Source organism: Agrobacterium sp. M50-1, assembly GCF_049843495.1.
Taxonomy (GTDB): Bacteria; Pseudomonadota; Alphaproteobacteria; order Rhizobiales; family Rhizobiaceae; genus Agrobacterium; species Agrobacterium radiobacter.
On sequence record NZ_JBBHZH010000004.1, the window covers coordinates 362,786 to 375,213 of the forward strand.

16 protein-coding genes are annotated in these 12,428 nt (G+C 59.8%); 6 read left to right on the forward strand and 10 right to left on the reverse strand.

Features of this window, described 5'->3' with window-relative positions:
- Window positions 1-94 precede the first annotated feature (94 nt).
- From WDZ78_RS12235 to WDZ78_RS12245, 3 genes are all read left to right on the forward strand, one after another.
- On the forward strand, window positions 95-1,003 hold the full coding sequence (locus tag WDZ78_RS12235) for a diacylglycerol/lipid kinase family protein (RefSeq protein WP_020009744.1): 909 nt from the start codon (window positions 95-97) through the stop codon (window positions 1,001-1,003).
- Window positions 1,004-1,286: 283 nt separating this feature from the next.
- The gene (locus WDZ78_RS12240; protein WP_026363512.1) at window positions 1,287-2,660 is read left to right on the forward strand and encodes an aspartate aminotransferase family protein; all 1,374 of its coding nucleotides are present in this window, start codon (window positions 1,287-1,289) and stop codon (window positions 2,658-2,660) included.
- Between the two features lies 1 nt (window position 2,661).
- Window positions 2,662-3,132, forward strand: a complete 471-nt coding sequence (locus WDZ78_RS12245; protein WP_425673155.1) for an OsmC family protein — start codon at window positions 2,662-2,664, stop codon at window positions 3,130-3,132.
- A gap of 5 nt (window positions 3,133-3,137) precedes the next feature.
- On the opposite strand, the gene vapC is transcribed toward WDZ78_RS12245, so the two are convergent.
- The 7 genes from vapC to WDZ78_RS12280 all read right to left on the reverse strand — a co-directional run bounded on the left by vapC (window position 3,138) and on the right by WDZ78_RS12280 (window position 7,052).
- Window positions 3,138-3,527, reverse strand: coding sequence for a type II toxin-antitoxin system VapC family toxin (gene vapC / locus WDZ78_RS12250; protein ID WP_425673156.1), 390 nt, complete (start codon window positions 3,525-3,527; stop codon window positions 3,138-3,140).
- Window positions 3,524-3,754: a type II toxin-antitoxin system VapB family antitoxin gene (locus tag WDZ78_RS12255; RefSeq protein ID WP_425673157.1), complete on the reverse strand. Its 231-nt coding sequence runs from the start codon at window positions 3,752-3,754 to the stop codon at window positions 3,524-3,526. Before WDZ78_RS12255 ends, vapC begins: the two co-directional genes overlap by 4 nt.
- Window positions 3,755-3,820: 66 nt before the next feature.
- On the reverse strand, window positions 3,821-5,326 hold the full coding sequence (gene amn, locus WDZ78_RS12260) for an AMP nucleosidase (RefSeq protein WP_020009749.1): 1,506 nt from the start codon (window positions 5,324-5,326) through the stop codon (window positions 3,821-3,823).
- A gap of 103 nt (window positions 5,327-5,429) precedes the next feature.
- The gene (locus tag WDZ78_RS12265; RefSeq protein WP_003509979.1) at window positions 5,430-5,603 is read right to left on the reverse strand and encodes a hypothetical protein; all 174 of its coding nucleotides are present in this window, start codon (window positions 5,601-5,603) and stop codon (window positions 5,430-5,432) included.
- Between the two features lie 10 nt (window positions 5,604-5,613).
- Window positions 5,614-5,796 (reverse strand): hypothetical protein, encoded by a 183-nt coding sequence (locus WDZ78_RS12270; protein ID WP_020009750.1) that lies wholly within the window; start codon window positions 5,794-5,796, stop codon window positions 5,614-5,616.
- A gap of 158 nt (window positions 5,797-5,954) precedes the next feature.
- On the reverse strand, window positions 5,955-6,551 hold the full coding sequence (locus WDZ78_RS12275) for a hypothetical protein (protein ID WP_425673159.1): 597 nt from the start codon (window positions 6,549-6,551) through the stop codon (window positions 5,955-5,957).
- A 162-nt stretch (window positions 6,552-6,713) separates the two neighbouring features.
- Window positions 6,714-7,052, reverse strand: coding sequence for a DUF2147 domain-containing protein (locus WDZ78_RS12280; RefSeq protein ID WP_425673160.1), 339 nt, complete (start codon window positions 7,050-7,052; stop codon window positions 6,714-6,716).
- 604 nt (window positions 7,053-7,656) lie between these two features.
- Here WDZ78_RS12280 and WDZ78_RS12285 point away from each other — a divergent pair.
- Entirely contained in the window at window positions 7,657-7,920 is a 264-nt protein-coding gene (locus WDZ78_RS12285) for an SEL1-like repeat protein (protein WP_003509974.1), read from the forward strand.
- A gap of 304 nt (window positions 7,921-8,224) precedes the next feature.
- Here WDZ78_RS12285 and WDZ78_RS12290 read toward each other — a convergent pair whose 3' ends face one another.
- Together WDZ78_RS12290 and WDZ78_RS12295 are read right to left on the reverse strand one after the other, a co-directional pair.
- Window positions 8,225-9,337 (reverse strand): pyridoxal phosphate-dependent aminotransferase, encoded by a 1,113-nt coding sequence (locus tag WDZ78_RS12290; protein ID WP_060723988.1) that lies wholly within the window; start codon window positions 9,335-9,337, stop codon window positions 8,225-8,227.
- Between the two features lie 158 nt (window positions 9,338-9,495).
- Window positions 9,496-9,843, reverse strand: a complete 348-nt coding sequence (locus WDZ78_RS12295; protein ID WP_026363515.1) for a hypothetical protein — start codon at window positions 9,841-9,843, stop codon at window positions 9,496-9,498.
- 324 nt (window positions 9,844-10,167) lie between these two features.
- On the opposite strand from WDZ78_RS12295, the gene WDZ78_RS12300 reads away from it, so the two are divergent.
- A complete protein-coding gene (locus WDZ78_RS12300) occupies window positions 10,168-11,385 on the forward strand; it encodes an NAD(P)/FAD-dependent oxidoreductase (RefSeq protein WP_425673161.1) in 1,218 nt (405 codons plus the stop codon).
- A gap of 7 nt (window positions 11,386-11,392) precedes the next feature.
- A complete protein-coding gene (locus WDZ78_RS12305) occupies window positions 11,393-12,193 on the forward strand; it encodes an aldolase/citrate lyase family protein (protein WP_425673162.1) in 801 nt (266 codons plus the stop codon).
- A gap of 1 nt (window position 12,194) precedes the next feature.
- On the opposite strand, the gene WDZ78_RS12310 is transcribed toward WDZ78_RS12305, so the two are convergent.
- Complete coding sequence (locus WDZ78_RS12310) at window positions 12,195-12,371, reverse strand: hypothetical protein (RefSeq protein ID WP_162993007.1); 177 nt, start codon at window positions 12,369-12,371, stop codon at window positions 12,195-12,197.
- Window positions 12,372-12,428 lie beyond the last annotated feature (57 nt).

Below are 12,428 nucleotides of genomic sequence, written 5' to 3' on the forward strand. Positions count from 1 at the left end.
CTCGGCAAAAGAGCATCTTCACGCGATGGTGTTCGGAACTCTATATGACGATGGGCATTTACGCGCGGCTGCATTACTGGATCGGGTTGGAAACATGAAGCTCATTGCAATTTTCAATCGCGACGGCGGCACTTTTCGCACCACTGACATGGAGGCCTATTGCGACCATGCCCGCGACGTTTTCACCCGCGCCGGCCACGCGATCGATTGCCGTCTGGTCTCCGGGAAAGATATAGTCGAGGAAATGGAACGCGCCGCCGATGAGCCCGGCATTGAAGGCATCATCGCCGGCGGCGGCGACGGCACGATTTCCGCAGCAGCCGCCATCGCCTGGAAACACGGGATTGCGCTCGGCATCGTTCCGGCCGGCACGATGAACCTCTTCGCCCGCTCGCTGAAGCTGCCGCTCGATATTCGCCAGGCGCTGGAAACACTGGCGAATGGCGAGATTGCCAGTGTCGACATCGCCAGCGTCAATGGCCGCCTCTTCGTCCACCAGTTTTCCGCAGGCCTGCATTCGCGCATGGTGCGCTACCGCAACAATCTCGCTTTCGCCTCCCGTCTCGGCAAGATCAAGGCGAGCATCCGCGCCGCCATCAACGTCATCCTCAACCCGCCGGTGTTCGAGGTGCAATATACCGTCAATGGCAGGACGCAGCATCGCAAGGTCTCGGCGATTTCCGTCTCCAACAACGAGTTCGGCCAAAGCTCACTGATGGTGGCGGATAGTGTCTCGGGCGGCCATCTCGGCTTTTATCTTGCCGATCCGCTGCGTCCCTCCGGCGTTGCGAAACTCGCTTTCGATATTCTGCGCGGCAAGCTGAAGGAAAACGCCGCCGTCACCGCCATGACCGTGACGGAAGTGGAACTGCATTTTCCGAAGAAGCGCCATGACCTGCGCTGCGTCATCGATGGCGAGTTGCTGCCGATGGAACGGGATGTGGCGCTGAAAGTTCATGCGGGCGAGTTGAAGGTGCTGGTGGGGCGGGTGTTTTTTGCATAGCGCAACTGACTGCGAATTGGCGGTTGCCGCTTGTTTCTTCTCCCCGAGGAGGAGAAGTCCGCGGCAGCGGGATCAGGGGGCGAGCGTCGAGATATTCGGAGAGCTATCCCCCGCATCCAACCCTTCGGGCCACCTTCTCCCCGGCGGGGAGAAGAAACAAGGGGCGATGTCGCGCCCTCAATACCCCTAAAAAACGCCAGCCTTGCCAAATCGAAGCCGCCCGGCCATGTTCGGCGGGCGCGGTGGCGTGAGCGCCGTTGCCTTTATGGGAGTGCGATCTGTCATGAATGAAATCTCCAAGCCGCTGTCCAACCTCGCCGCCATCGATGCCGCCCATCACCTTCATCCCTTCTCCGATATGGGCAAGCTGAATGCCAGCGGAACCCGCATCATCGAGCGCGCGGAAGGGGTCTTCATCTATGACAGCACCGGCAAGAAATATCTCGACGCCTTTGCCGGCCTCTGGTGCGTGAATATCGGATATGGCCGCCGCGAGATCGCCGATGTCGTGCAGCGACAGATGAATGAGCTGCCCTATTACAACGCGTTTTTTGGCACCACCACGCCGCCGGCGACACTTCTGGCGCAGAAGATTGCGTCGCGCGCCGGTCCTGACATGAACCATGTGTTCTTCACCAATTCCGGTTCGGAGGCCACCGATACCTGGTTCCGCATGGCGCGGGTTTACTGGAAGGCGCTCGGCCATCCGACGAAGACCAAGGTGATTGCAAGGCGCAACGGCTATCACGGCTCGACGGTGGCCGGAGCCTCGCTCGGCGGCATGAAATGGATGCACGAGCAGGGCAACCTGCCGATCGAGGGTATCGCCCATATCGGCCAGCCCTATTGGTATGCCGAGGGTGGTGATCTTTCACCGGCCGAATTCGGCCTGAAGGTGGCCCGAGAACTGGACGCGAAGATCGACGAACTCGGCGAAGAGAATGTCGCCGCTTTTGTCGCCGAACCCATTCAGGGTGCGGGCGGCGTCATCGTGCCGCCGGAGACCTATTGGCCGGAAATCGCACGCATCTGCAAGGCGCGCAACATTCTCCTCGTATCCGACGAGGTGATCTGCGGTTTCGGCCGTCTCGGCTCCTGGTTCGGTTACCAGCATTTCGGCGTGAAGCCGGATTTTGCGCCCGTCGCCAAGGGCCTGTCATCGGGCTATCTGCCGATCGGCGGCGTTATCGTTTCCGACCGGGTGGCGGCGGTGATGCTGTCAGAAGTTGGCGATTTCAACCATGGCTTCACCTATTCCGGCCACCCCGTCTGCGCCGCTGCCGCGCTTGAAAATCTTCGCATCATCGAGGCTGAGGGGTTGGTGGAGCGGGTGCGCGACGATATCGGCCCGTATTTTTCGCAAGGCTGGAAAAGCCTTGAGGACCACGAACTGGTCGGCGAGGCTGTCAATGTCGGCCTGATGGGCGGCCTGCAGATAACGTCCGACAAGGCGACCCGCAGGCGTTTTGCCAAGCCCGACGACATCGGCACTGCGGTGCGCAACCATTGCCTGGCAAACGGCCTCGTCATGCGCGCCACGGGCGACCGCATGCTGGCCTCGCCGGCGCTGACGATCAGCCGTTCGGAAGTGGATGAGATCATCGAGACGCTGCGCAAGGGGCTCGACCACCTGCGTGATACGACAAGGGAGGACTAAAATGGCAGGACAGGAACATCATTACGCCGTTCAGGTGAAATGGACGGGCAATCGCGGCAAGGGCACGTCCGGCTACCGCGACTATGAACGCGACTATACGATTTCCACCTCGGGAAAAGCCGATATAGCCGGCTCCTCCGACCCCGCCTTCCGTGGCGATGCCTCGCGCTGGAACCCGGAAGACCTGCTGGTCGCCTCGCTCTCGGCCTGCCACAAGCTCTGGTACCTGCATTTCTGCTCCGTCAACGGCATCATCGTCGAAGACTATGTCGACAATGCCGAGGGCAAGCTTGTCATGGAAAAGGACGGCGCCGGACAATTCAGCGAAGTGGTGCTGAAACCGCTCATCACCATCTCCAAGGGTGATCCTGCCCGGGCTGATGAGCTGCACCACGATGCCCACGACAAATGCTTCATCGCCCGATCGGTGAATTTTCCGGTGCGGGTGGAGGGGACGGTGAAGGTGGTTTGAAAGGTTCAGGCCAAGCGCAGCCCGAGATGATCGGCCATAGGCTGAAAGTCTCGGTCGTTGTGCAGCAGTTCGTATCCGTTTTCGATACAGTAAGTGCCGATGATAAGATCGGCGGTTTTACGCACTGTTTTCCCGACGCTACGAAGTTTTCTATAATTGGCGGCGGCTTTAACGGCAAGTTCGGGTGTCAGCATCGATACGAACCCGAAGCGCCCTAGCCGACTATGTATCGTCGCCGCCAGTTTGTCATTCCGCTCTCCCTGCAGGATTTCGAGGAGAATAATGTCGCCGATAATCACGTCGGTAAGATCGCTGATATCGCTGAGCGTTGTGACTTGAGGCGTGGATTTATTCTGAAACCAGTCGATCCAGACAGATGTATCAACAACAATCATTCTGCGGCGTTTTGCGACTTGATATCGTCCGCGCTCCAGCTATTGCGCACATCTTCCAGATCGCCACTCCAGCCGATCCCTCTCAGTTCCTGCAACGCTTTGCGTCGCCCGAGATTCTCCACAAGGTCGCGCAACGCCTTTTCCACCGTGGCCTTTTTGGTAGAAAGACCGGTGATTTCCATTGCCTCGGCGATCAAGGCGTCATCAAGTTCAATATTGGTGCGCATGGAAAAACCCTTGGTGTATCGATTTTCGAAACAATACACCAAGGGGGCTTTGAGCGATATCTATTTTTACTGGAACGCCGTCTCGTAGAAGCTTCTGAGCTTGCGCGAATGCAGCGTTTCCGTCGGCATCGCCGCAAGCTTCTGTACGGCGCGGATGCCGATCTGCAGATGCTGGGCGACCTGCGTGCGGTAGAACTCCGTGGCCATGCCCGGCAGCTTCAATTCGCCATGCAGCGGCTTGTCGGAGACGCAGAGCAGGGTGCCATAGGGGACGCGGAAGCGGAAACCGTTGGCGGCGATGGTGGCCGATTCCATGTCGAGCGCGATGGCGCGCGATTGCGACAGGCGCTTGACCGGGCCGGCCTGGTCGCGAAGTTCCCAGTTGCGGTTGTCGATGGTGGCGACCGTGCCGGTGCGCATGATGCGCTTCAGCTCGAAGCCCTCGTAACCGGTGACTTCCGCAACCGCCCCTTCCAGCGCCAGCTGCACTTCGGCCAGCGCCGGGATCGGCACCCAGACCGGTAGGTCGTCGTCAAGAACGTGGTCCTCGCGCACATAGGCATGGGCCAGAACATAATCGCCAAGCCGCTGGCTGTTGCGCAGGCCGGCGCAATGGCCGACCATCAGCCAGGCATGCGGGCGCAGCACGGCGATATGGTCGGTGATCGTCTTGGCGTTGGAGGGGCCGACGCCGATATTGACGAGCGTGATGCCGGCATGGCCCTTCTTCTTAAGGTGATAGGCGGGCATCTGCGGCAGGCGGCCGAGAACGGCGTCCGTTTCCGGCCTGTCGGAGCCGGCGGGAGTGATGATGTTGCCCGGCTCCACGAAGGCCGTGTAGCCTTCGCCGCCATTCTTCATCATCTGCCGCGCCCACGCGGCGAATTCATCGATATAGAACTGGTAGTTGGTGAACAGCACGAAGTTCTGGAAATGGCTGGCGCTGGTCGCCGTATAGTGGCTGAGGCGCGCCAGCGAATAATCGATGCGCTGCGCCGTGAAGGGTGCGAGCGGCGCGGGTTCGCCGGGCACCTGATCATATTCGCCATTGGCGATGAGGTCGTCGGTATTGTTGAGGTCGGGCGTATCGAAAAGATCGCGCAACGGCACGTCGGAGAGCGAGGAGGCCGCCGCCGCTTCGACATAAGCGCCTTCGCCAAAGGCGAAATGCAGCGGAATGGGCGTGGCCGATTCAGCAACCGTCACCGGAACGCCGTGGTTCTTCATCAGAAGCCCCAGCTGCTCTTTCAGGTAATGGCGGAACAGCTCCGGCCGGGTGATCGTCGTCGTATAGACGCCGGGGGCGGTGACATGGCCGTAGGAGAGACGCGAATCGACATGGCCGAAGGTTGCTGTCTCAAGACTGACCTGCGGATAGCAGGCGCGGTAACGGCCGGTGATCGGCGCGCCCTTGGCAAGTTCGGTGAAGGAGTTGATGAGGAACGCCGTATTGCGTTCATAAAGCGCGGTCAAAGCCGCCACAGCTTCTTTCGGGTCCGTGAATGTCTGCGGCGCGAAAGGCTCGGGGCTGATGAAGGTGAAGGGCGGAATCGTTCGTTTTGCTATTGTCATGGCTCATTATAAGAGGCCAAATTCGACAGGCAAGCGACAGAAATACGAAGAAACTGAAAAGAAACGGAAAAAGCAGCTGGAGCAATGCCGGGGCGGCGGAAACTCAGCCGAGCGCGCCGCGCTGCAGGCTCATCAGGAGCACGAAACCGGCGCCCTTGGAGGCGGGGCGGGGATCGGCCTTGTAAACCGCAAGTCCGGCCACCGGACCGAGAAAGATCGAAGCCATCAGCACCAGTCTCAGTGCGGAAAACAGGCCGTTGGAAAAACTGGTCGTCATCGGCCGGTCCTCAAAGTACGACGGGGCAATTGGCGGCGGGCGCCGGGTTGTGCTGGCAGGCAATTGCCGCACCGGCATTCACCCGCTGGAAACTGCGGTTCGGATTAACGACGAGCGAGGCGAAGGACATGGCGAAGATCGCCATGAGAAACGCGAAGATTGCCAGTCGGCTGATCAGCTTTGCCATGTCCATTCCCCTTTATTGGAGTTGATGGACAGAGTTTTGCCACACTCGGACTGAACGGACCCTGAGACCCCGGTTCATATGGTGTTCAGGGATGTTAACGGGTGGTGACATGGTGGGTCGGCGCGGCAATGGCGCTGGGCACCTCGCGGCCCCCCGCTTTTCGATCAGGACAGAGGGGCTTGCGCGCGTGCCGCAAGATCGGTCAGCAGGATCTCGAATGCCTGAGGCTGGGTCACATCGACAACCGGCACATGGTGTTCCTGCGCGGATGTCAGCATGTCGGTGTTTTCCCGCAACGAACGCTCGATGAAAGCGTCCATGATCCGCCTCCTGTCGGCCGTTGCGTCTTCATATTGCGCGTGAGAGCGCATTCTCTCGAGAAGAAAATCATTGCCGGCATGGAGAAAGACACCGGCGACCGTGCTGCCGAGCAGGGGCGATATCAATTCCGGCCGCAGGGCCGCGCCCTCGAAGATTGCGGGCGTGCCGGTGCCTGACCTGTTGTCGATCATCGTGCGGATCAATGGCCAGATGTTCTGATGATGTATCTTCAGAAACCAGTGGATCGTTTCCGCCGATAGCTGCGAGTAATATTCCTCCACCGGTGCAGGAATGCCCGGCCATGGCCTTCCGGGATGGCGGGCGAGACTGTCGGTCGATATCGCCTCGCAGCGCAGTCTTTCGCTCAGCAGGCCGGCAAGGGTGCTTTTGCCGACATGGGAGGTGCCCGCGATCAGGATTGTCGAAAGGGTGGGGCGCATGCGTCGCTCTCGTTGGTGTTGGGCGCAACGATACATCAACGGATATATGGCTTCCATGCGGCGTCTGTCCGCAGTTTCGGCGCGATCCCTGGGCAGCGCACCGCGCCGTCAGGCGCGAGATCGCAGGCGGGAGGACAGAAAGCCCACCCGCCGCCTTGTCGATTACAGCCGCGTCCAGGTCTGCGATTTGCAAAGAACTTTCAGCACGCAGCCCTTCATGCTGAGCGAGTTGCCGGAAACGGTGCCGGAGCCGCTATAGGTCTTGTCATTGGCGGGATCGGTGATTTCGCCGGAATAGTTGTTGCCCTTGCCGGCAAGTTTGCCGATCTGTTTTCCGGCGTGTTTGCCGGTCTTCAGCGTCACGCAGAAGGCGCCGCCGCAGGGGCCGATCACGGCGGTTTCGCCGCTGGCCGTCTTCCAGTTGCCTTCGATCGCCTCGCCCGCAAAGGCAAGGTTGCCGCTCAACATGAGGGCGGCGGCAATCGTCATCGTAAGCTTCATAAAATTCCTCCCGAAATTCGCGCAGGCTTTCCTCGGCCGGACCGGACCGAAGAGGCGATGCGCAGATCAAACCCATTTGGCATGCGAATGCGCCATTGCTGGCCCAAAGCCGCCCTGCGGCGCAACGATTGCTCCTCACACCGCGCTATCCTCTGCCCGTTTCATCCTCATGACAGGCAGCGCGGATAATATTTTACGTTAACGTAAAAGGAAATAGAAATTTGCGGCTGCGGGCTGACATTTTCGGCGGTGGGAGGAACGGAAAAGCGGAAATTCGAAAATCGCTGTTTTGATCGTGGTGAAGGAAGGGTTTAAATCCAATTCTAAAGTTTTCGTAAAATTCGCCGCAAAGTCCTTAATTTCCGCGGCTCGCGATATTTAACAAAAACCCAATTTTACCAATCGTTTGCAGTTTGTTTGCCGGCCATTAATCATGCCTTTTAAGCGACCGTTGAAAGCCCCGTGGCATAGTGAACTCATCAAAAGCGCAGGGAAAACCTGCCGGACGAAAGGACAAAAAAGCCGCAAAAGACGGCGGGTCCGGACGGGTAGCCTCGATAAGAAGGCGAATGATGAAACAGGTAGAAAGACAGGGATTAAAACAATGGCACGCTTTGACATCAGCGATATCGAAATGGCTGCCGGTGGCGAAACCCGCGCCGACACTCTTTGCAATCTCGGCCTGGTCTATGCGACCGGCCGGGGCTGCAAGGTGGACCTGATCGCAGCGCATAAATGGCTCAACATCGCCGCGATCCGCGGATCGGAAAGAGCCGCTTCACTGCGCGCTGATCTCGCCCGCAACATGACGAAATCGGAACTCGCCGAAGCGCTGCGCGCCGCCCGCGACTGGATGACGATGCACTGATTTACCCAAGCCACTATTGAGATTTCCGGTCCGGTTCCCTCCAGTCCCGACGACCGGTCAAAACGAAAGTAAACCCGAAGGGGAACGCGGCGAGGGCTTTGAAAAGGGCTTTTGCGCTGACACATCAAACCGCGACCGGCAGGAACAAGGCCGGCGCGGTTTTCTTATGTCTGGTGAGCTCTCGTTGCCGGAAAATGATTCCTGGGCAGGGGTTTGCGGGAGGATGTTGAATCGATGCGCGCAAGTGCGGACTTTCCAACCCTCATTCCTGTGACGAGCACAGGAATGAGGGTTGGTTGGGAACTTACCCGATCGCCTTGAGAACCTTCGGCAGCGCCTGTTCGAAAAGATCAAGCTTGTCATCCGGCCCCACGCTCACGCGGATGCAGCGGTTGAGCGGCGCAACACCCGGCATGCGGATGAACACACCATGCTCCATCAACCCATCGACGATGGCGCGGGCGTAAGCACCATCGCGGTGGCAATCGATGGTGACGAAATTGGTGGCGGAGGGGAGCGGTGAAAGGCCGTTCTCGCGGGCGATTACCGAAATCCGCTCGCGGGCCGCGGAGATTTTGCCAACGACTTCATGCAGATAGGCCTGGTCCTTCAGCGCCGCCAAGGCGCCGGCGACCGAAATGCGCGCCATGCCGAAATGGTTGCGGATCTTGTCGAAGGCTTCGACATTGCCGAGCGTGCCGATGGCGTAACCCACGCGCGCGCCGGCGAGTCCATAGGCTTTCGAGAAGGTGCGCATGCGCAGGATGTTCGGCTGGCCGATCAGCGCATCGATGGCCGGAACGGCGCTCGCGGGCGCGGTCTCGCAATAGGCTTCGTCCAGAATGAGCAGGCAGGTTTCCGGCAATGCGCGGGCAAAGGCAACCACCTCGCTCGCTTCCCACCAGCTTCCCATCGGATTATCAGGATTGGCGAAATAGACGAGCGGCGCATTTTCCCTGTTAACGAGGTCGAGAAGGCCGTCGAGGTCTTCGTGATCGTCAACATAAGGCGTGGTGACGAGTCTCCCGCCAAAACCGTTCACATGGTAATTGAAAGTGGGATAGCCGCCAAACGAGGTGACGACAGGCGTGCCCGGCTCGACGATCAGCCTGGCGATCTCGCCCAGCAATCCATCAACCCCGCTGCCGATGGCAATATTGCCGCGCGCAACGCCGTGGTGGATGGCAAGCGCTTCCTTCAGCTCGAAATTTTCCGGATCGCTATACATCCAGGTTTCCGCTGCCGCATCGCGCATGGCCAGCAGTACGGAAGGGGCGGGGCCGAAGCCGCTTTCGTTTGCGCCGATTCGCGCCTCCACCTTCAAGCCGCGGTTCCGCTCGATGGCCTCGGGGCCGACGAAGGGAACGGTGGAGGGAAGCGAGACGGCAAGTGGTGTAAGGCGTGAAAAAGCGGACATTGGCTTCAGAGTTCCGGTACCTGTGTTTAAAACCCGGCTCACAATAGGTGCAAAAAAACCGGACGCAAGGCGCGGCCGGTTGCGGCATGGCTGTTTTGGAACAGAATTTTCCATCGCTGAGAAGAGATGGAAAAAACCATAGGCCTATCGCGACAAGGTCAGACGCTGGTCTCGAAGCTCAGGCGCCGCACATGGTGCAGGAATTCCGCATCGATCAGCATGTTGAAGCCGATCGTGACCTTTTCTTCCTCGCGGCGGATCAGCGTGCAGCCGATCTCGTCGCGGATGCCAAGAATTTCCAGATAGAAATTGGCCGGCATTTCCAGATCAGGGCTGACATCCAGCTCGGCGCCGTAGAGGGAAATGGTGCGCACCAGGCAACGCATGGTGTCCTTGGCGCTGAGATGATGCCCGATGAAGGTGATCTTGCCGGGCCGGTCGATCTGAAATTTCTCGTACATCTCGTCCTGGGGGACGTTCTGACTGATATCCATATGTAAAGCCATGACAACCTCCCGGATTGCCTCTTTCGTGCCGATTTTAACGCCGCTTCCTTGCCAGGGCATGAAGGAAATGCGCGCAATTATCTCTAGTCTGTGTCGATCTCGACCAATCCCCTCGGGAAGCCGATGTTTCCACTATGGAAATGCGTTCGATCCCATCAGGTTGCAGTCGTGCCGCAGCCTGTGCTGATAATGCGTCATGCTTGCACCGGGCTGGCGTCGCTGCGCGGTTGACTGGGGCCGTACTTGGCGTTACGCCTGATCCGGTAATATGGCTTCGCGAGGGTCGGCAGGATCGGCGCTTCGTGGTTGTTCTGGGAGTGAGCTGTGACGGGAAGGCTGGTAATCGTCGGGGCGGGGCAGGCCGCTTTCGCGCTGGCGTCGAAGCTGCGGGCGCTGAAGGATGAGCGCCCCATCACCATCATCGGTTCCGAGGACGCCTATCCTTACCAGCGGCCGCCGCTCTCCAAAAAATATCTTCTCGGCGAGATGAGTTTCGACCGGCTGATGTTTCGCCCGGAGGAATGGTACGCCGAAAACAATGTCGATATCCGGCTTTCCGCCTGGGCGGAGGAGATAGACCGCGCTAAAAAAGCCGTGCGCATGCAGGACGGCAGCACGCTTTCTTATGACAGGCTGGTGCTGGCAACCGGGGCCGCACCCCGCCAGCTGCCCGCCAGCATCGGTGGTGATCTCGAAGGCGTCCTGACTGTTCGCGACAAGCGCGACGCCGACCGGCTGATGGAGGAGATGAAGCCCGGCCGCAGGCTGCTGGTGATCGGCGGCGGTTATATCGGCCTTGAAGCGGCCGCCGTCGCCCGCAAGCTCGGCCTCGAGGTGACCTTGATCGAGATGGCTGACCGCATTCTGCAGCGCGTGGCGGCGAAAGAAACCGCCGATATCATGCGCGGCATCCATCAGGCCCATGGCGTCTCCATCCGCGAAAAGACCGGCCTTGTGCGCCTTGTCGGCATGGAAGGCCGGGTGGCCGCTGCCGAACTCTCCGACGGCTCGATGCTGGATGTCGATTTCGTCATCGTCGGCATCGGCGTGACGCCGAATGACCGCCTTGCCCGCGAATCGGGCCTCGATGTCGGCAATGGCATCGTGGTGGACGACCATACCCGCACATCCGACAGCGCCATTCATGCGGTGGGCGATTGCGCGCTGCTGCCGTGGCGAGGCCAGCATGTGCGTCTCGAATCGGTACAGAATGCGGTCGATCAGGCGGAGGCGACCGCTGCCGTGCTCACCGGGGCTGAAACCGCCTATGATCCGAAACCGTGGTTCTGGTCGGATCAATATGACGCCAAGCTGCAGATTGCCGGCTTCAACCTGGGTTACGACGAGACGGTGCTCCGGCCCGGTGTGCGCGAAGGCAGCTGGTCCGTCTGGTATTTCCGCGATGGACGATTCGTCGCCGTCGATGCCGTCAATGACGCCAAGGCCTATGTTGCCGGCAAGAAACTGCTCGATACCGGCGCGGAGCCGGATCGCGCCATCCTGGCGGACTTCTCCGCCGATCTGAAATTACTGCTTTCCTGAGGATATCATGCCTGCTCCCGAAAACCGTTTCAAAACCGCCATCCATGCCGGCAAGCCGCAGATCGGCCTCTGGCTCGATATGGGCGAGGCCATCACGGCGGAAATCGCCGGTACGGCGGGGTTCGACTGGCTGGTGATCGACGGCGAGCATGGGCCGAACGATCTGCGCAGCATCATCGACCAGCTGCGCGCGCTTGTCACATCACCTGCCGAGCCGGTGGTGCGCGTGCCGGTCGGCGAAAGCTGGATGATCAAGCAACTTCTGGATGCGGGTGCGCGCACACTTCTCGTGCCGATGGTTGATTCGGCCGCCCAGGCCACGGATCTGGTCAGCGCCATGCATTATCCGCCGCGCGGCATTCGCGGCATGGGCGCGGCCGTTGCCCGCGCTTCCGCCTTCAACACAATAACCGACTATGCCGACAGCGCCTCCGATAGCGTCTGCCTGCTGGTGCAGGCCGAAACGCGCGCGGCGATCAACGATCTCGATAATATTCTCGTTGTGGAGGGTGTGGACGGCGTCTTCATCGGCCCGGCGGATCTGGCCGCGGATATGGGTTATCTCGGCCGCATAGACGAGCCGGAAGTTCAGGCGGTGATTGAGGCGGCCATCGTCAAGATCGTCAAGGCGGGCAAGGCTGCCGGCATTCTCACCTTTAATGAAACCTATAATCGCCGTTATCTCGAACTCGGCGCGTCCTTCGTCGCCGTCGGGGCGGATGTCACGGAATTTGCCAATACCCTGCGTGCGCTGTCGGCCCGTTACAAGGGCGGGGCAGCGCCTGCGCCATCCCGGTCTGGCTATTAATTCAGTCGTCGTTGCTGGCGTTCAGCTTTTCCGGCGGAATACCTTCTTCGCCGGAGGCGAGATAACCGCTATTGATAAGGGCGGCGCGAATGATGCGCTGGATGGCCTCATCCCTGTCTATGCCGTGATCCCTCGCAAAATCCGACAAAGCCGTTTCAAGATCGTCGCTGAACCGCATATCCGCCCCCATTCATCCATTTCAAACCCATACGGAAAGGCAAGGCAGGGTTGACCC